Source organism: Ancylobacter dichloromethanicus (genome assembly GCF_018390645.1).
GTDB lineage: Bacteria > Pseudomonadota > Alphaproteobacteria > Rhizobiales > Xanthobacteraceae > Ancylobacter > Ancylobacter dichloromethanicus.
In genome coordinates, this window is the sequence record NZ_JAHBGC010000038.1 from 362,830 (window position 1) to 381,516 (window position 18,687).

Genomic DNA, 18,687 nt, shown 5'->3' on the forward strand with positions numbered 1-18,687 from the left:
CATGACGTTCGATACAGCGGGCGGTCAAACCGCCGCGTGCTTCTTGTTCTGGCGGTGCGAGATGAGGTCTTCCACCACGTTCGGGTCGGCCAGCGTCGAGGTGTCGCCGAGATTGCCGAACTCGTCCTCGGCGATCTTGCGCAGGATGCGGCGCATGATCTTGCCGGAACGGGTCTTGGGCAGGCCGGGGGCGAACTGGACCAGGTCCGGCGAGGCGATCGGGCCGATCTCCTGGCGCACCCAGGTCACCAGTTCCTTGCGCAGTTCCTCGGACGGCTCGACCCCCGCCATCAGCGTCACATAGGCATAGATGCCCTGGCCCTTGATGTCGTGGGGATAGCCGACCACGGCGGCCTCGGAGACCTTGGGATGAGCGACCAGGGCGCTTTCCACCTCGGCGGTGCCCATGCGGTGGCCGGAGACGTTGATCACGTCGTCGACCCGGCCGGTGATCCAGTAATAGCCGTCGGCATCGCGGCGGCAGCCGTCGCCGGTGAAATACTTGCCGGGATAGGTGGAGAAATAGGTCTGCATGAAGCGCTCATGGTCGCCATAGACCGTGCGCATCTGCCCGGGCCAGGAATCGGCGATCACCAGATTGCCCTCGCAGGCGCCCTCCATCGGCCGGCCCTCGGCATCGACCACTTCCGGGACGACGCCGAAGAACGGGCGGGTGGCCGAGCCGGGCTTGAGCCTGGTGGCGCCGGGCAGCGGGGTAATGAGGATGCCGCCGGTCTCGGTCTGCCACCAGGTGTCGACGATCGGGCAGCGCTCGTCGCCGACCACGCGGTGATACCATTCCCACGCTTCCGGGTTGATCGGCTCGCCCACCGAGCCGAGCAGGCGCAGCGAGGCGCGGCTGGTCTTCGTCACCGGCGCGTCGCCACCCTGCATCAGCGCGCGGATGGCGGTGGGGGCGGTGTAGAAGATGTTGACCTTGTGCTTGTCGACCACTTCCCAGAAGCGGGACGCGCTCGGGTAGTTCGGCACGCCCTCGAACATCAGCGTGGTGGCGCCGTTGGCCAGCGGGCCATAGACGATGTAGCTGTGGCCGGTGACCCAGCCGATATCGGCGGTGCACCAGTAGATGTCGCCGTCGTGATAGTCGAACACGTACTGGTGGGTCATCGACGCGTAGACGAGATAGCCGCCGGTGGTGTGCAGCACACCCTTGGGCAGGCCGGTCGAGCCCGAGGTGTAGAGGATGAACAGCGGGTGCTCGGCCTCCACGGGGGCGGCGGGGCAATGGCTGGTCACGAGGTCGGCGGCCTCATGGTACCAGACGTCGCGGCCGGGCTCCATGTTGACCGCGCCGCCGGTGCGGCGCACCACCACGACATGGTCGACCTCGACATCGCCGAGCTTGGCGATGGCGGCGTCGACATTGGCCTTCAGCGGCACCTTGCGGCCGCCGCGCAGGCCCTCGTCGGCGGTGATGACGACCTTGGAGCCGCAGTCGCGGATGCGCCCGGCGAGGCTGTCGGGCGAGAAGCCGCCGAACACCACCGAATGGACGGCGCCGAGCCGCGCGCAGGCGAGCATCGCGAACGCCGCCTCGGGGATCATCGGCATGTAGAGGGTGACGCGGTCGCCCTTCTCGACATTGCGGTTGCGCAGCACATTGGCGAAGCGGCAGACCTCGTCGTGCAACTCCTGATAGGTGATGTGGCGCTGCTCGGACGGGTCGTCGCCTTCCCAGATGATGGCGACCTGGTCGGCACGGGTCGGCAAGTGCCGGTCGATACAGTTCCAGGAGACGTTGGTGACGCCGTCCTCGAACCATTTGATCGAGACGTGGCCGGGGTCGAAGGAGGTGTTCTTGACCACGGTATAGGGCTCGAACCACTCGATCCGCTTGCCCTCGTCGGCCCAGAAGGCTTCCGGGTCGCGCACCGAGGCCTCATACTTCGCCTGATAGGCGTGGTCGTCGAGGAAAGCGCGCTTGGCCCATTCGGCGGGCACATCGTAAATCTTGTCGGACATGGCGTTTCTCCCCTTAAGGCCGGCGCTGCGCGCCCTCTTGCTTCGGCGGGATTATGGGGAGCCGGCCGGGACGGGACAAGCCGCGGCGGCGCGCGACTTTGGTCGGTAGGTAATCGCGCGGACGGCGCGGGCGCGCGGCCCGCACCTCCGGCACGCGGCGGGGCGGCCTTTGCGGCCACCCCGCGGGAACCCATTGTCGAGAGAAGGCGCGGGGCGCGCGAGGCGCCCGGCGCCGCTGCTCAGCCGCTCGTCTGCTCGTGCCAGAAGCGGTCGACCTCCTGCCGGATCTCGCTGGATCCGTTCGGGTCGACGAACTGGGCCGGGTCGACCGAGGGTGCGTCCTCGACAGCCTCGCCGGAGGCGTTGAGCACAAGGGTGTTCAGCCCCGGCGTGGTGCGTAGCGACTGCCACGGCAGGGCCACCATGTCCTCGCCGATGCCGAGCACGCCGCCGCTGGAGATGATGACGTAGTGGATGCCGCCCTGCTCGGAATCCAGCACCACATCCTCCACCGTGCCGAGCTGCTCATCCTGCAGGTTGCGAACCTCGGTGCCGGTGATGTCGGCGAGATTGATCAGCCCGGCGTCGATCTCGGTGACGGGACGGGCGCTCACCAGACGCTGCTGGCGCCAGGAGGTGACATCGCCGGGCTCGACGCCCGCCTGCTTCAGCCGGCCGGTGTAGTCGCCATAGACGTCCTGCATCTCCGCGAGCACGGCGCTGCAGGTCTGCTGGTCGCCCCGCTGGCCAAGAACATTGGCGGCGGAATAGAGGGTGCGGATCTGGTAGGGCGGGGAGGCGATACCCCAGCTGCGGCCGCCCCAGGGCGGGCGCGGCTGCGTCACCGCGTTGTCCTGGGTGTTGGGCGCCCGCGCCGCCGGCGACTGGTTCGTCGGCACATTATCGGCGGCGGAGGTGCGCTGGGCGGAGGTGGCGTCACTGTCGACGGCGCGCCCGCCCGGCCGCAGATCGGCCTGGGTGCCCGGGCCGCCCCAGCCGGAAAGCCAGAACCCGTCCTCGTTCATCCGGTCGTTGAAGGCGCGCAGATTGTCGAGGCATTGCCGCGCCGCCTGCCGCTGGCCGGCAGTACGCTCGCCCGATGCGCCCCTGTCCATCTGCTGGTCGCCCTGCATCCGCGCGGCGGGCGCCTGCCCGGTGGTGGACGGGGCCGGCTGGGCGAGCGCGCCGCCCGCGGCGAGGCCCAGTATCGAGGTGGCTGCAGCCGCGCGTAGCATGTTTCGGTTCATCATCATATGTCTCCTTGGGTGTAGCGACAGGTCGCCGCCAGGGAGGCATTCGAGATCCAACGCTTTGGTCGCTAACGATAATCAAGAATGCCGGTGAATGTTCGGGGAACCGGCGGGAGGGCGCGAGGCGCCTCAGGGGCGTACGATCACGCCGCAGGCGATGCGGTTGCCGGCGTTTCCGGCCGGCTGGCTGGCATAGTCGTCCGGCCCGGCGTGGAGGACCGGCGCCGAGCCGTCATCGTCGAACAGGGTGCCGGGATCGAGCGTCACATCGGTGCGCCGTTTCTGCGCTTCGTTCAGTGGGCCAACGTTGGGGAAGGCGCCCTGTTCCGAAAAAAAAGCGGTCGTTCGCCGCCGACGGGCAGCAGCAGGGCGCCTCAGCGCCGCGGGCGCCAGACGCTGGTGGCCTTGATCTCCGCATCCTCCAGCTCGCGCGACACCGGGACGGCATAGTCCGCCACCTTTTCCAGCCGCCCGCGCGGCAGGTAGGAGCGGCCGGGATCGCCGATCCACACCTCGGCCCCGGCGGATTGGAGGGTCTCCAGCCAGGCGAAGACCTTGGTCGCGAGGTCGCGCTCATAGGCGATGTCGCCGGCGAGCACCACGTCCCACCCGCCTTGCGTGCCGATCACGTCGGCGGCCACCACCGTCAGCGGCGCGACGCCGTTCTCGGCCGCGTTCAGCGCGGTGGCGGCATGGGCGAACGGGTCGATGTCGGCGCAGGTGACGCAGGCCGCGCCGGCCTTGCAGGCGGCGATGCCGACGAGGCCGGAGCCGGCGGCGAAATCCAGCACCCGCTTGCCGCGCACGATCCCGGGATGGTCCAGCACATGGCGGGCCAGCGCCTGCCCGCCGGCCCAGGCGAAGGCCCAGAACGGCGGGGGCAGGCCGATCTTGCCCAGCTCCTCCTCGGTGCGCTGCCAGATCGGCAGCGATTCGGCGGCGAGGTGGAGGACGATCTCGGGCACCAGCGGCGGGGCCAGAAGGCGGGTTTCGGCGCGGATGAAGGCGGTGGGATCGGCGATGACGCGCGGCGTCACCGTGTGCCGCCCGCCATCTCCAGCACGATGTCCCATTCGGCGTCGGTGACCGGCTGCACCGACAGGCGGGAGAATTTCATCAGCGCCATCTCGGCGAGGCGCGGCTCGGTCTTGACGGCGGCCAGCGAGACCGGGTTCTTCAGCGCGGTCACGGCCTTGAGGTTGACCATGACGAAGATGCCCTTGGGATCGCTGGGGTCGGGATAGGCTTCCTTGATCACCTCGACGATGCCGACGATCTCCTTGCCCTCGTTGGAGTGGTAGAAGAAGCCCCGGTCGCCGAGCTTCATGGCGAGGAGCTGCTGCTTGGCGAGGTGGTTGCGCACGCCGTCCCAATGCGTGCCCTTGGCCCCGGCCGCGACCTGCATTTCCCAGGACCATTTGAACGGTTCGGACTTGTAGAGCCAGTGCGCCATCTCACGCTTCCGCTTTCTGGGGGCGGGCCAGCAGCGACCCGATCGCCTGTTCGATATCGCTGCGCCCGGCCAGCACCGCCTCGACGGCGCGGGCGATCGGCATGTCGACGCCGCGCCCGTCGGCCATCGCCACCAGCACGCCGGCGGTGAGCGCGCCCTCGGCCAGCCGGCCGGGCGGGTGCAGCCCCTCGTCCTGCCCGAGGCTGAGGCCGAGCGCATAGTTGCGCGACTGGGCGGTGGAGCAGGTGAGGATGAGATCGCCGAGGCCCGACAGGCCGGTCAGCGTTTCCGCCTGCGCGCCGAACGCCTTGCCGAAGCGCATCAGCTCGGCGAAGCCGCGCGCGATCAGCGCCGCGCCGGCGCTGGCCCCGAGCCGGCGCCCGCCGACGATGCCGGCGGCGATGGCCAGCACGTTCTTGGCCGCGCCGCCGATCTCGACGCCGCGCACATCGCGGCTGTGATAGAGCCGGAACGAGGCCGAGCCGAGCGCGGCGGCCAGCGCCCCGGCGACCTCGATCTCGCGCGCGGCCAGGGTGACGGCGGTGGGCAGGCCGGCGGCGACGTCGGCGGCGAAGCTCGGGCCGGAAAGGATGGCGGGCAGCGCGGCGGGGCAGGCCTGCGCCAGCACCTGCGTCATGAACAGCGAGGTGCCGCGCTCGATGCCCTTGGCGCAGGTCACCACCGGGGTGCCGGCGGCGAGATGCGGCGCGAGCGCGGCGGCCACGGCACGGCTCGCCTGCGCCGGTACCACCAGCAGGATGGCGTCGGCGCCGGCCAGCGCCGCCAGATCGGCGGTCGGCTCAACGCCGGGGGCGAGGGCGACGCCCGGCAGGTGGGCGGGATTGGCGCGGGTGCGCCGGAGCGTCTCGACCAGCGCGGCGTCGCGTCCCCAGAGCAGAACCTCGCGGCCGGCGCGGGCGCTCGCATTGGCGAGCGCGGTGCCCCAGGCGCCGGCGCCGACGACGCCGATGGACGCGAACCGGGCGGACATCAGCCGCCAAGCCCCGCCGGGTCGCCAAGCCCCGCCGGGTCGGCACCGCCCGCCGGGGCAGCCTGCCCCGCAGCATCGGTGGGGTCGGCGGGCGCCGCAGGGTCCGCGAACGCTGCCGCGCTGGCCAGCGCCGCGGCGCCGACGGCCGCGCCCTTCGCCTCCACCTCGGCCAGCGGCCAGCGGGCGCGTGGCGAGACGTCGAGGCCGTCATGGAGGCCGCGCGCCAGCCTTTCCGCGCCGGCCCAGGCGATCATCGCGCCATTGTCGGTGCACAGTTCCGGCGGCGGCACGGCGAGGCGGGTGCCGCCATCGGCCGCCACCTTGTGCAGCACGCGGCGCACCGCCTGGTTGGCGCCGACGCCGCCGGCGAGCACCAGCGCGGAGGGCTTCAGCCCCTTCTGGCGCATCACCCGCAGGGCGCAGCGCACCCGGTCGGAGAGAATGTCGACGATGGCCGCCTGGAACGAGGCGCAGAGGTCGTTCACGTCCTCTTCGCTCAGCGGGGCGATCTTCAGCGCCTCGATCCGCACCGCGGTCTTGAGCCCGGAAAGCGAGAAATCCGGCACCGGCTTGCCGTGCAGCGGGCGCGGCAGGGCGAAGCGGCCGGGATCGCCCTTCAGCGCCGCCCGCTCCACCGCCGGGCCGCCGGGATAGGGCAGGCCGAGCATCTTGGCGGTCTTGTCGAACGCCTCGCCGATGGCGTCGTCCATGGTGCCGCCGAGCTTGGCGTATTCGCCGATGCCGGTGACGGCGACGAGCTGGGTGTGGCCGCCCGAGACCAGCAGCAGCAGGAACGGGAACGGCACCTTGTCGGTCAGCCGCGCGGTCAGCGCATGCGCCTCCAGATGGTTGACGGCGATGAGCGGCTTGCGTGTCGCCAGCGCCAGCGCCTTGGCGGTGGTGAGGCCGACGATGACGCCGCCGATGAGGCCGGGGCCGGCGGCGGCGGCGATGCCGTCGAGCTCCGCAAGCGCGAGGCCGGAGGCGCGCAGCGCCCGCGCGATCACATGGTCGAGAATCTCGACATGGGCGCGGGAGGCGATCTCCGGCACCACGCCGCCATAGGCGGCATGGTCTTCGGTCTGCGAGTGGACGATGTTGGACAGGATCGTGCCGGTGCCGTCGGCGCGGCGGCGCACGACCGCGGCGGCGGTTTCGTCGCAGGTGGTCTCGATCCCGAGCAGGAGAAGATCGCGCATTGACTTTATAGGGTTGGACAGTGAACTGAGCCGGCACCGAACCGCTTGTGGCCCGACCGTATCATCCGGCTTGGCGATGATACGGCCATGTCGGGCCACAAAATATTGATATTGTGGACAAAACCCGACATCTGACCGCATTTGCCGGAATTTACCCACTAGCATCGCAGGACCGCATGACGCAATCGCTTCCCAAACTCCGGCTCGGCACGCGCGGCAGCCCGCTGGCGCTCTGGCAGGCGCATGCGGTGCGCGATGCCCTGCTGAAGGCGCATCGCTGGCCGGACGAGGCCGTGGAGGTGCAGGTGATCCGCACCACCGGCGACGCCATCACCGACCGGGCGCTCTCCGAGGCCGGCGGCAAGGGGCTGTTCACCAAGGAACTGGAAGAGGCGCTGCGCGACCGGCGCATCGACCTCGCCGTGCATTCGGCCAAGGACATGCCGACCCGCCTGCCGGACGGGCTGCACCTCGTCGGCTACCTGCCGCGCGCGGATGTGCGCGACGCGCTGATCCTGCGCGAGGGGGTGGCGCTGCGCGACCTCCGGCCGGGCGCCCGGGTCGGCACCGCCTCGCTACGGCGCGAGGCGCAACTGCGCCGGCTGCGGCCGGACCTCGACGTCGCGCTGCTGCGCGGCAATGTGCATACGCGCCTCGCCAAGGTAGAGAGCGGCGAGTTCGACGGCACGCTGCTCGCCTATGCCGGCCTCAGCCGCCTCGGGCTTGCCGACAAGGTGAGCTCGGTGCTGGAGACGGCGGACTTCCTGCCTGCCGTGGGGCAGGGGGCGGTGGCGATCGAGACCCGCTTCGGCGACATCGCGGTGGATGCGCTGGTGGTGCCCGTGGTGTGCCCGGCGACCGGGCTGGCGCTGCGGGTGGAGCGGGCTTATCTGGGCGAACTCGACGGCTCCTGCCGCACGCCGATCGGCGGGCTGGCGCGGCTGGAGGGCGACGAGATCCAGTTTCGCGGCGTCGTGCTCGCCCCGGACGGCTCGCGCCATTACGAGATCGTGCGCTACGGGCCGATCAACCGCGCGCTGGAGCTGGGCATCGCGGCGGGCAAGGAGATGCGCGCCATGGTGCCCCCCGACCTTCTTCCGCACTGAAGATGCGCGTGCTGGTGACACGGCCGCAGCCGGACGCGCAGGCCACCGCCGCGCGGCTTCGGCAGGCCGGGCATGCGGTGATGGTCGACCCCATGCTCGCGGTCGAGGCGCTGCCCGAGGCGCGCCTGCCGGCCGGCGGCTTCGACGCGGTGGCGCTGACCAGCGTGAACGGCGCCCGGCTGCTGGGCGCGCGGGTGGAGCTTTCCGCGCTCGCCTCCCTGCCGCTCTATGCGGTCGGCCGGCGCACGGCGGCGGCGGCGCCGCGCGCGTTCGCCGAGGTGCACATCGCCGGCGGTGACGGCGCCGCGCTGGCCGATCTGCTGCGGACCCGACTGCCCCGGGGGGCGCGGCTGCTCTATGTCGCGGGCGAGGAGCGGGCGGTGGACCTCGGGGCGGTGCTGGCGGGGGACGGCATTTCCACCGAACTTTTCGTGATCTACCGGGCCGTTCCGGCTGCCGGGCTGGCGCCGGAAACCGTGGTGGCGGCGCGGGAGCGGCGGATTGACGCCGCGTTCCATTTTTCGCCACGCACCGCCGCGACGCTGGCGCAGCGGGCCGAGGCGGCCGGGGTATCGGCGTGTTTTCGCCATGTGGAGCATTTGTGCTTCTCGGCCAATGTGGCGGCGCCGCTCACCGCCGCCGGCTGGCCGACCCGCATCGCCGCCAAGCCGACCGAGGACGGGCTGTTCGACCTGCTCGCCCGGTAAACCATCGCGGCCTCCCGAGGTTGCGGCGCGGGGGCGGGCGGTCTATCCCGGGAACCAGGGGCCGGCCCGGCGCTTTATCAAGGCAGAGGTAAGGACGTGGCGACAGACGATCCGAACAAGGCCGCTGAGGACAAGCCGGAGGCTGGCGCCAAGCCCGCGCGCCGCAAGCCGCCGACGCTCGACCTTTCCGCGCGGGAAGTGCCCCCCGAGGCGCCCCCCCAGGAACCAGCGCCGGTTTCCGACGACCTGGCAACAAATGAGGTCGCCTCGGGCCCCGTTGCGCCGGACGCGCCAAAGATGGACGCGCCCAGGACGGCAGCGCCGGAATCGGGCGGTCCGGATGCCGCCCCGCCGCGGGACGAGGTGCCGGTGCTCGACGCCACGCCGGAGGCATCCGGGACGACGAACGAGCCGGCGACCGATGCCCGGCCCGACGAACCGCCGGAGCCGGTTCATCCCGTTTCGCCGCCGGCCGAACCGCGCCCGGCGCGCACGCTCGGCCTGTTCGGCACGTTGCTGGTGGCGTTGCTTTCCGGCGTGATCGGCGCTGGCTTCGCGCTGGCGGTGGTATCCGCCTTCTCCAGCGCCGAACAGAATATCGACGCGATCACCGAACTGGAGGCCCGCGCGCTCGACCTGCGCCAGCGGGTCGAAGTGCTGGAAGCGCGCTCCGGCGACGCGGCGGCGGCGCCTTCCGCCGGCCTCGCGGCGCCGGCCGAGCTGGCGACCCGGCTCGACGCGCTGGAGAGCGGCCTCGATGCGCTCGGCAGGAAGGTCGACACGCTGCCCGCCACGCCCTCCGGCGGTGGCGCGGCGGCCTCGCCCGACGAGGTGGCTGCCGTGAAGGGGCAGGTCGAGGCGCTGGAGCAGCGGGTGGCGGCGATTCCGCCCCCGCCCCCGCCTCCTCCGGCCGCCGCGTCTCCCGCCGATCTCGACGCCGCCAATGCCCGCCTCACGGCGCTGGAGGACAAGCTCGGCGCCGCCACGGCGGCGCAGCGCGAAAGCGGGCAGGGCGCGGCGCAGCTCGTGGTCCTGGGCACGCTGCGCGAGGCGGTGGCCGCCGGCCGCCCCTTCGCCACCGAACTCAAGGCCGCGCAGTCGCTGCTCGGCGGGGAGGGAGCGCCGCTCGCCGCGCTTGAATCCAGTGCGGCGGAGGGTTTCGCCAGCGGTCCGGCGCTCGCCGCCCGGCTGCGCGAGGTCACCGCGCCGGCGCCGGCCACGGGAGCCGCGCCCGAGGCGGCGGCGGATGAGGGGTTCGTCGCCAGGCTGCTGCATGGCGCGCAGAAGCTCGTCACCATCCGCCGTTCCGAGGACGCGGCGGCCTCGCCCGATCTCGCCAAGGCCGAAGCGGCGCTGGCGCAGGGCGATTTCGACGGTGGGCGGGCGGCGATCGCCGCGCTGCCCGAGGCCGAGCGCAGCGCGGCGCAGCCGGTGCTCGCGGTGCTCGACGCAAGGCAGAGCGCGCTCGCCACCATCGCCGAGCTCGACCGGCGCGTGCTCGCCACACTCGCGGGAGGGGCCCAGTGATACGGCTTGTCGTCTATCTGCTCGTTCTCTCCGTCGTGGCCTTCGGCATCGCCTGGCTGGCGGACCGGCCCGGGGCGGTGATCATCGACTGGCAGGGCTGGCAGATCGAGACCAGCGTGCTGGTCGCGGCCAGCGCGCTGCTGGCGCTGCTGGCGGCGGCGATCCTGATCTGGACGCTGCTGCGGCTGATCGTGCGCTCGCCGGACCTGATCGCCTTTACCTGGCGCAGCCGGCGCCGCAACCGGGGCTGGTCGGCGGTGACGCGCGGGCTGGTCGCGGTCGGCTCCGGGGATGCGGTCGGCGCCCGACGCGCCGCCAATGACGCCCAGCGCCTGCTCGGCGAGGAGCCGTTGTCCAGGCTGCTGGCGGCGCAGGCGGCGCAGCTTTCCGGCGATGCGGCCGGCGCCGAGGAGGTGTTCCGCTCGATGACGGAGACCCCCGGCACGCGGCTGCTCGGCCTGCGCGGCCTGCATGTGGAAGCCCGCCGCCGCGGCGACCAGGGCGCCGCGCTGCAGGCGGCGGAAGAGGCCGCGCGGCACGAGCCGGGCCTCGCCTGGGCGGCCGACGCGGTGATCGAGGCGCGCTGCCTCAAGGGCGATTTCGCCGGCGCGCTGGCCATGCTGGAGCGGGAATCGGCGCATGGGGCGCTGGACCGCGCCACCCACCGGCGCCGGCGCGCGGTGCTGCTGGCGGCGCAGGCGCAGTCGCTTGAGCTTTCCGATCCGGCCAGCGCGCGCGAAAAGGCGCAGGAAGCCGCTCGCCTCGCCCCGACACTGGTGCCGGCGGCGGAGATCGCCGGCCGGCTGCTCGGCGCGGCGGGCGATGTACGCAAGGCAGCGAAGATTCTCGAAGCGGCCTATGCGGCGACCCCGCATCCCGATCTCGCCGATGCCTATCTGCACCTGCGCCCCGGCGATGCCTCGCGCGAGCGGCTGAAGCGCGTGCGCACGCTCACGGCGCACATGCCGGCCCATCCGGAAAGCGCCATGGCGCTGGCCCGCGCCGCCATCGACGCGCAGGATTTCGACGTCGCCCGCACGGCGCTGGCGCCGCTGCTGGTGGCGCCGACGCAGCGCACCTGCCTCCTGATGGCGGAGCTGGAAGCGGGCGAACATGGCGATGTCGGCAAGGCGCGCGAATGGACGGCGCGCGCGGTGCGGGCGCAGCGCGACCCGGCCTGGGTCGCCGATGGCGTGGTGGCGGAAGCCTGGGGCCCGGTCTCGCCGGTCACCGGGCGGCTCGACGCTTTCGAGTGGAAGCTGCCGCCCGGCCTCGCCACGACGCCGATGCTGGAGCATGAAGCCGAACGGGTGAAGATCGCCATTGCCGCGGCGATCGAGAGCCGTCCGCTGGCGAACTCGGAGCGGCCGGTGGTCGACCTGACGGCGGACAGCGTGGCGGCGAGTCTCGCGCCCGACGCCGGGACCAAGCCCGAGGCTGAGATGAGGCCCGACGCTGAGACCAGGCCCGGGGCGGGCCCGGCGGTGGCGGCTTCGGAAGCGCCGGCCAGGCCGGCGCCGACGGCCTCGCCCGTCGTCGCCATGCCGCATCTGCCGGACGATCCCGGCCCGGGCGGCCCGTTCGCCGACGAGCCCAACGAGGCGCCGCGCCGGCCCTACCCGGTGTGAGAGAGGCCGCGCCCCCCGGGGTGCGGCCCGCTCCCCGCGGCGTCGCGGCGCGGCCCGCATCTCATGCGTCGCGCAAAAAAAAGCGCGCCAAGGCGGCGCGCTGATTTCCCGTAATGGTGCCCTGTCAGAAGCCGGCCGCCCGTCAAGCGGCCGGAGGGTACGAGTGCGGTCGGAGTACATCCGTCCTGACCGCCCTCCATCCGGCGAGACACTGACGAGGTGTCAACATGCCGGAAGCCCTGTTCTGACTGGGTTGATGCCAATATGGGGCGGTCGTGCGCCCTTTCAAGGGGGCGCCGTCGATTTCAGGCGACGGATGCTGTGGCGCCGTCATCCCGGACAGGCGCAGGCCGATCCGGAATCGCGCCCCGCTGTTTCCGGTTCACGGTCCCGGCCGTTCGCTTCGCCGTGGCCGGGACGACGCTTCGCCGATGCGAGGCGCCACACGGGCGCCTCTGCCTCTCAGTGCACCCGGCGGGTGGAGAGCGGGGTGGGGGAGTGGCGCCCGGCGGGCTTGGGGTCCGGCCCGGGCGTCGGTGCGAAGGCGGCCGGGCTGCGGCCCTTCTGTTCCACGGCGCCGCCCCGCTGCGCCTGCTCGCTGAACAGTTCCGCCAGCTTCTCGGTCATGGCGCCGCCGAGTTCCTCGGCGTCGACGATGGTCACCGCGCGCTTGTAGTAGCGCGTCACGTCGTGGCCGATGCCGATGGCGATCAGTTCGACCGGGGACTTGTCCTCGATCTGCTGGATCATCCAGCGCAGGTGCCGCTCCAGATAATTGCCGGGATTGACCGACAGGGTGGAATCGTCAACCGGCGCGCCGTCCGAGATCATCATCAGGATGCGGCGCGATTCATTGCGCGCCAGCAGGCGGTTATGCGCCCATTCCAGCGCCTCGCCGTCGATGTTCTCCTTCAGCAGGCCCTCGCGCATCATCAGGCCGAGATTGCGCCGGGCGCGGCGCCAGGGGGCGTCGGCGGCCTTGTAGATGATGTGGCGCAGGTCGTTGAGGCGGCCGGGCGAGGCCGGCTTGCCGGCGGAGAGCCACGCCTCGCGCGCCTGCCCGCCCTTCCACGCCTTGGTAGTGAAGCCGAGGATCTCGACCTTCACGCCGCAGCGCTCCAGCGTGCGGGCGAGAATGTCGGCGCAGGCGGCGGCCACCGTGATCGGGCGCCCGCGCATCGAGCCGGAATTGTCGAGCAGCAGGGTGACGACGGTGTCGCGGAAGTCGGTGTCGCGCTCGCGCTTGAAGGAGAGCGGCTGCATCGGGTCGAGGATGATGCGGTGCAGGCGGGCGGGGTCGAGCATGCCCTCCTCCAGGTCGAACTCCCAGCCCCGGCTCTGCTGCGCCATCAGCCGGCGCTGCAGCCGGTTGGCGAGGCGGGCGACGACGCCGGAGAGGTGGACGAGCTGCTTGTCGAGATGGGCGCGCAGCCGCGCCAGTTCCTCGGCGTCGCACAGCTCGTCGGCGTTCACCGTCTCGTCGAAGCGCGGCGTGAAAGGGTGGTATTCGGGCGCGCGCGGCTCGGCCGGCACCGCGTTTTCCGGCTTCCAGGGCTCGGAGGCATCGTCGGATTCGCCCAGTTCCGCATCGTCCGAGAGTTCGGAATTGGGCTGGTCCTGCTGTTCCTCGGATTCTTCCGGGTTCTGGTCGGAGGACAGGTCGGTGTCGACCTCGGTCTGGCCTTCGGCGTTGTCCTCCTCCTCGCTGTCGCTGCCCTTGCCGTTATCGTCGTCGCGGCTGTCATCGGTGTCGGTGGAGGGGTCGTTGTTCTCGTCGAACGGGGCGATGTCCTCGCCCATGCCGAGCGAGGACAGCAGGTCGCGCATCGCCTCGGCGAAGCGGGTCTGGTTCTCGGCGGCGCCGGCCAGTTCGTCGAGTGCGGCAGCGCCGTGCTCCTCGATGAAGCCGCGCCAGAGATTGACCATCTCGCGCGCCGCGGCGGGCGGGGGCATGCCGGTCATGCGCTCGCGCAGGATGAGCGAGAGCGCGTGCTCCAGCGGCGCGTCCGAGCGGTCGGCGAGATTGGCGAAATTGGCCTTCTGGTAGCGGTCCTCCAGCATGGCCGAGAGGTTCAGCGCCACGCCGTCCATGCGCAGCGCGCCGACCGATTCGCAGCGTGTCTGCTCGGCCGCCTCGAAGGCGGCGCGGGCCTGCTCACCCATCGGCACAAGGCGCTTGTGCACCTTGGGATCGTGGCAGGCCATGCGCAGCGCCATCGAATCGGCGTGGCCGCGCATGATGGCGGCGTCCTGCTTCGACATGCGGCGCGCCGGCTCGGGCAGCCGGGCGCGGCCGTCGGCATAGCCGGGCTTTTCCGAGCCGAAGGTGACGTCGATCTCGCGATTGCCCGCAATGGCGCGCAGGCAGCCGGTGACGGCGCGCTTGAGCGGCTCGGTCGGGGCTTCCTTCGGCGGGGTGCGGGTGGTGCGGTTCGACGTGGTGCTCATGGCTTTGGCCTTGAAGTGTTTACCTTCCCTCTCCCCACCGGGGAGAGGTGGCCCGCGAAGCGGGCCGGTGAGGGGGCGACACGGTGTTTGCTGAGCGTCGAAGACCCTCACCCCAGCCCTCTCCCCGATGGGAGAGAGAGCGTCGTCGCGCGGGCGGCGCTGCCGCCCGCTACGACATGACGACGTTGATGGCCGACTCGGTCAGCTCCTTGCCGAAGCAGCGCTGGTAGAACTCGGCCACCAGCGGGCGCTCCAGCTCGTCGCACTTGTTCAGGAAGGTGACGCGGAACGAGAAGGCGAGTTCCTGGAAGATCTCGGCATTCTCGGCCCAGGTGATGACCGTGCGCGGGCTCATCACGGTCGACAGGTCGCCATTGATGAAGGCCTGCCGGGTGAGATCGGCGAGGCGGACCATGCGCGCGGCGGTGTCGCGGCCTTCCGGCGTCTGCAGGTTCTTGGCCTTGGAGACGACAATGTCGACCTCCTTGTCATGGGCCAGATAGTTCAGCGTGGTGACGATGGACCAGCGGTCCATCTGCGCCTGGTTGATCTGCTGGGTCCCGTGATAGAGGCCGGTCGTGTCGCCGAGGCCGATGGTGTTGGCGGTCGAGAACAGGCGGAAGGCGCCGTGCGGGCGGATCACCCGGTTCTGGTCGAGCAGCGTCAGCCGGCCGGCGGATTCGAGTACGCGCTGGATCACGAACATCACGTCCGGGCGGCCGGCATCGTATTCGTCGAACACCAGCGCGACGTTGTTCTGGTAGGCCCAGGGCAGGATGCCGTCGCGGAACTCGGTGACCTGGAGGCCGTCCTTCACCACGATGGCGTCCTTGCCGATCAGGTCGATGCGGCTGATGTGGCTGTCGAGGTTGACGCGCACGCAGGGCCAGTTGAGGCGGGCCGCGACCTGCTCGATATGGCTGGACTTGCCGGTGCCGTGATAGCCGGTGACCATAACCCGGCGGTTATGGGCGAAGCCGGCGAGGATGGCGAGGGTGGTCGGGCGGTCGAACAGATAGTCCGGATCGACTTCCGGCACATAGGCGTCCGGTTCGGCATAGGCCGGCACTTCCAGATCGACGTCGAGGCCGAAAACCTGACGGACCGAGACCTTCATGTCCGGCAGCGCGGGCGCTTGCGTGAGCGGGGCGGTCATTCTTCCTCCGTTGCCGCGCACGGGCGCGGGCTGGTCTGGCACACGCGCTTCCTAGCAGAAGCCCGCGTTCTTGAGATGATTATAGGACTGGATCACGTCGCGCAGACGGTCCTCGGTCGATATGTCGCCGCCATTGGCGTCGGGGTGGTACTTCTTCACCAGCACCTTGAAGCGCGCCTTGATCTCCTCCGGCGTGGCGGAAATCTCCACGCCGAGCGACTCGAAGGCCCGGCGCTCCACATTGCGGATCATCCGGTTCTCGCGCGGCGGCTCGGGCTCGGGACGGGCGCGCCCGCCGACCTCGCCGAACATGCCGAAGGGATCGCCGATGTCCTCCGCCGAATGGCGCTTGGCGTGCTCGGCGGCGCGGGCGGCGCCGCCCTTCGACCCCATTTTCCAGGTCGGGCGATGGCCGGTCAGCGCGTCCTTCTGATAGGCCGAGACCGCGTCGTCGGCCATCCCCGAGAAATAATTGTAGGACTGGTTGTAGGCCCGCACATGGTCGAAGCAGAAGCGCCAGAACTGGCCTTCCATCTGCCGGCCCTTGGGCGCGCGATGAGTCGCGGCATTGCAGCAGCCCTCCCACTCGCAGGTGGGGCCTTCCACTTTCACGCGGCGATCGCGGTCGGGCTTGACGCGGATGCGATCGAATATCGGGGAGTCGAGCTTCATGATCCGACGATTATGCTGGTGCTGGAGCAGGTATACAAGAAACCGCGGGTTCGTCATCGCCCCGCGGGACGATCTTGCAGCCGGAGACGGTCACTTTGCGGTTCGCCCGACCGGCGGAAGGTCGTGCGAGGCCGCATTGTCCGGCCCGAATGCGGTGCAATCGGGTCAATGCGCACGTGGCGGTGCGGGCGGCCCGGCGCGGATGCCGCCGCGCTGTTGACGCCGGTCGGCCGGGGGCGTACCGCATCGACCATGAGCATGCACACTCCCTCTCAAGACGATGCCGTGGCGCAGACGCTGGCGCGCGTGCGGGTCGCGCTGGCCGAACTGTCCCCCACCGTGCTGGAGCTGGAGGATGAAAGCCACCGGCACGAAGGCCATGGCGGTCATCGCCCGGGCCAGCTCACCCATCTGCGCGTGCGCATCGTCGCCGAAGCCTTTCGCGACCAGGGCCGGCTGGCCCGCCACCGGCTGGTGAACGGCCTGCTCGCCGGCGAGATCGCGCGCGGGCTGCACGCCCTCGCCATCGAAGCGAGGGCGCCCGGCGAATAGCCAAGCCCGCCTCGCGCCGGCGAACGCGGCGACATTGCTGGAAACCATGCCACCAATATGGGCGTCGACGGCAAAAATGCCAGACGACGGACGCATGGGCGTGCCGCCGGTGCCGCATGCCAGTGTGGTTGCGCGACACACGCCAAGATTGAATATTTCAATAGACTAAACTTAAAAGAGTTATAGGCTGCCCCTGCAATCATGGCGTGCGGGCTCGGTAGGGCTGCGGCCCACGGCCCGCCTAGGGGGGACGGGGCGATGGCGCATCACGGGGTCAAGGACACTTACGAGGTCGAAGGCGAAATCCAGGTCGTGCAGGGCGCGGAACTCGGGACCCCCGGGGCGGGGTTTCGCTTCGGCCGCATCTTCGCGCAGCTTCCGCCGTTCCGGCCGACGGACGCTTCTCTGGCGGCGCTCGGCGCCCGGATGACCGCCGCGCTCAGGCCGGAAGACCCGCCGCTTCCGCCCGACGATGCCAGGCTCCCGGCCGGCTATACCTATTTCGGCCAGTTCATCGACCACGACATCACCCGGGACGGCACCGCCGGCCGGGTGGAGGAGGTGAAGCCGCTGAAGGCCGACCAGGTGCTGCAGATACGTTCGCCCCGGCTCGACCTCGACAGCCTCTATGGCGATTTTGGCGGGCGCTCGGAGGCGTTCTTCGAGCCGGCGGACGTTGTGATGTTCCGGATCGGCCTGACCGAGCCGGTGCCGGAGGCGGCGGCGGATAAGAACGACCCGGTGGGCAATGCGCTGCCCAACGACCTGCCGCGCGTGCTGTTCGGGCAGGATGCGGGCAAACCGCTGATCGGCGACGACCGCAACGACGAGAACCTCATCGTCGCTCAGTTGCATCTCGCCTTCCTCAAGTTTCACAACAAGGTGGCGCAAACGCTACGGGCCCAAGGCGCCATCAGCCCGGCCGCGCTGTTCAAGCAGACGCGGGAACTGGTGACGCGCCACTATCAGTGGCTGGTGCTGTTCGATTTCATCCGGCGCATAACCGATCCGCACACATTCGCCGCCGTGCTCGGCCTCGAGGTCGCCGACCTGCCGGACGATCCCGCCGCGCCGCTCGCGCTGCCCGCCACGCTGGCGCTCAACCCGCTGTTCTTCCGCGTCACCGGCTACGAGACGCCGCCCATGCCACTGGAATTCTCCGTCGCCGCCTACCGGCTCGGCCATTCCCTGGTCCGGCCGGGCTATTCCTGGAACCGCGTCTTCCCGGGTGCTCCGTTCAAGCAGTTCTTCGATTTCACCAATACCTCCGGCGGCCTCGGCAAGCCGGACAACATCACGGCAGCGCCGGCGAACGGCTTCGTCGCCCTGCCCAGCGTCTGGATCGCCGATTGGCGCCGGCTGTTCGACTTCACCGGCGTCCCTGGCTTTCCGGCGGTGCCGCGCCCGCAGATACCGCTCGGCGTGGCCAAGAAGATGGACACCCGCCTGATGCCGGCACTCGGCAATCTGCCGGGCGGCGGGGGCAATCTGGCGACGCGCAACCTGCTGCGCGGCGCGCGCCTCGGCCTTCCCGCCGGGCAGGACGTCGCCGAGGCGATGGCGGCGGCCGGCGGGCTGGCCGGCGGCGCCGTGCTGACGCCGGCGCAGGTGATGAAGGCGATCGTTGCCCAGGATGCGCTCGCCCTCGGCGACAATGCCGTGCTGCGCGAGCACGAGTTCGATGTGAAGACCCCGCTCTGGTACTACATCTTGCGCGAGGCGGAGCTGGCGGGCGGCGAGCATCTCGGCCCGGTGGGCAGCCGGATCATCGTCGAGACCCTGGTCGGGCTCATCCGCGCCTCGGTGACATCCATCTTCAATGCCGGGGTCGCGCCGGCCGACCTGAGCGACCCCCAGACCGCCGGAACGCTCAAGGTGTTCTCGCCGGAAGCCGATTCGCCGCTTCGGGTCGGCGGGGTGCCGATCACCTCGCTGGCGCATCTCCTGGCCTTCGTGGACGACGTCAACCCGCTGGGTGACGCGGCGGTGGCGGCGGCGGCCGGCGGGGGCTGACG

The 18,687-nt window shown here is 70.9% G+C and carries 16 protein-coding genes; 6 read left to right on the top strand and 10 right to left on the bottom strand.

The genetic code is table 11. The features are described from left to right. Window positions 1–24 precede the first annotated feature (24 nt). The 7 genes from acs to tsaD all read right to left on the bottom strand — a co-directional run bounded on the left by acs (window position 25) and on the right by tsaD (window position 6,876). The gene (acs, locus tag KHC23_RS18020) at window positions 25–1,983 is read right to left on the bottom strand and encodes an acetate--CoA ligase (protein WP_213374296.1); all 1,959 of its coding nucleotides are present in this window, start codon (window positions 1,981–1,983) and stop codon (window positions 25–27) included. A gap of 239 nt (window positions 1,984–2,222) precedes the next feature. Further along, complete coding sequence (locus KHC23_RS18025; protein ID WP_246544717.1) at window positions 2,223–3,233, bottom strand: PRC-barrel domain-containing protein; 1,011 nt, start codon at window positions 3,231–3,233, stop codon at window positions 2,223–2,225. 129 nt (window positions 3,234–3,362) lie between these two features. Further along, window positions 3,363–3,626 carry a superoxide dismutase family protein gene (locus tag KHC23_RS18030; RefSeq protein WP_246544757.1) on the bottom strand — a complete coding sequence of 88 codons (264 nt, stop codon included), beginning with the start codon at window positions 3,624–3,626 and terminating at the stop codon, window positions 3,363–3,365. Beyond that, window positions 3,608–4,306 carry a class I SAM-dependent methyltransferase gene (locus KHC23_RS24495; protein ID WP_246544718.1) on the bottom strand — a complete coding sequence of 233 codons (699 nt, stop codon included), beginning with the start codon at window positions 4,304–4,306 and terminating at the stop codon, window positions 3,608–3,610. Before KHC23_RS24495 ends, KHC23_RS18030 begins: the two co-directional genes overlap by 19 nt. Beyond that, window positions 4,267–4,686: an EVE domain-containing protein gene (locus KHC23_RS18035; protein WP_213374300.1), complete on the bottom strand. Its 420-nt coding sequence runs from the start codon at window positions 4,684–4,686 to the stop codon at window positions 4,267–4,269. Before KHC23_RS18035 ends, KHC23_RS24495 begins: the two co-directional genes overlap by 40 nt. A 1-nt stretch (window position 4,687) precedes the next feature. Beyond that, a complete protein-coding gene (locus KHC23_RS18040) occupies window positions 4,688–5,677 on the bottom strand; it encodes an NAD(P)H-dependent glycerol-3-phosphate dehydrogenase (RefSeq protein WP_213374302.1) in 990 nt (329 codons plus the stop codon). Beyond that, window positions 5,677–6,876, bottom strand: coding sequence for a tRNA (adenosine(37)-N6)-threonylcarbamoyltransferase complex transferase subunit TsaD (gene tsaD / locus KHC23_RS18045; RefSeq protein WP_246544719.1), 1,200 nt, complete (start codon window positions 6,874–6,876; stop codon window positions 5,677–5,679). Before tsaD ends, KHC23_RS18040 begins: the two co-directional genes overlap by 1 nt. Window positions 6,877–7,052: 176 nt before the next feature. Here tsaD and hemC point away from each other — a divergent pair, with 176 nt between their 5' ends. The 4 genes from hemC (at window position 7,053) to KHC23_RS18065 (ending at window position 11,844) form a co-directional block, all read left to right on the top strand. Beyond that, window positions 7,053–7,982, top strand: a complete 930-nt coding sequence (hemC, locus tag KHC23_RS18050) for a hydroxymethylbilane synthase (RefSeq protein ID WP_213374304.1) — start codon at window positions 7,053–7,055, stop codon at window positions 7,980–7,982. Window positions 7,983–7,984: 2 nt separating this feature from the next. Continuing rightward, window positions 7,985–8,689 (top strand): uroporphyrinogen-III synthase, encoded by a 705-nt coding sequence (locus tag KHC23_RS18055; RefSeq protein WP_213374306.1) that lies wholly within the window; start codon window positions 7,985–7,987, stop codon window positions 8,687–8,689. Between the two features lie 96 nt (window positions 8,690–8,785). After that, complete coding sequence (locus tag KHC23_RS18060; protein ID WP_213374308.1) at window positions 8,786–10,216, top strand: hypothetical protein; 1,431 nt, start codon at window positions 8,786–8,788, stop codon at window positions 10,214–10,216. Beyond that, window positions 10,213–11,844 carry a heme biosynthesis protein HemY gene (locus tag KHC23_RS18065; RefSeq protein WP_213374310.1) on the top strand — a complete coding sequence of 544 codons (1,632 nt, stop codon included), beginning with the start codon at window positions 10,213–10,215 and terminating at the stop codon, window positions 11,842–11,844. The genes KHC23_RS18060 and KHC23_RS18065 overlap by 4 nt, the downstream gene beginning before the upstream one ends. A 462-nt stretch (window positions 11,845–12,306) precedes the next feature. Here KHC23_RS18065 and cobT read toward each other — a convergent pair whose 3' ends face one another. From cobT to KHC23_RS18080, 3 genes are all read right to left on the bottom strand, one after another. Then, window positions 12,307–14,292: a cobaltochelatase subunit CobT gene (cobT, locus tag KHC23_RS18070; RefSeq protein WP_213374312.1), complete on the bottom strand. Its 1,986-nt coding sequence runs from the start codon at window positions 14,290–14,292 to the stop codon at window positions 12,307–12,309. A gap of 169 nt (window positions 14,293–14,461) precedes the next feature. After that, complete coding sequence (cobS, locus tag KHC23_RS18075; RefSeq protein ID WP_213374314.1) at window positions 14,462–15,448, bottom strand: cobaltochelatase subunit CobS; 987 nt, start codon at window positions 15,446–15,448, stop codon at window positions 14,462–14,464. Window positions 15,449–15,499: 51 nt separating this feature from the next. Further along, window positions 15,500–16,120, bottom strand: a complete 621-nt coding sequence (locus KHC23_RS18080; protein WP_213374316.1) for a J domain-containing protein — start codon at window positions 16,118–16,120, stop codon at window positions 15,500–15,502. Between the two features lie 252 nt (window positions 16,121–16,372). On the opposite strand from KHC23_RS18080, the gene KHC23_RS18085 reads away from it, so the two are divergent. Together KHC23_RS18085 and KHC23_RS18090 are read left to right on the top strand one after the other, a co-directional pair. Beyond that, on the top strand, window positions 16,373–16,672 hold the full coding sequence (locus tag KHC23_RS18085; RefSeq protein ID WP_213374318.1) for a BolA family protein: 300 nt from the start codon (window positions 16,373–16,375) through the stop codon (window positions 16,670–16,672). A gap of 258 nt (window positions 16,673–16,930) precedes the next feature. Then, the gene (locus KHC23_RS18090; RefSeq protein WP_213374320.1) at window positions 16,931–18,685 is read left to right on the top strand and encodes a peroxidase family protein; all 1,755 of its coding nucleotides are present in this window, start codon (window positions 16,931–16,933) and stop codon (window positions 18,683–18,685) included. The last annotated feature ends 2 nt before the right edge of the window (window positions 18,686–18,687 follow it).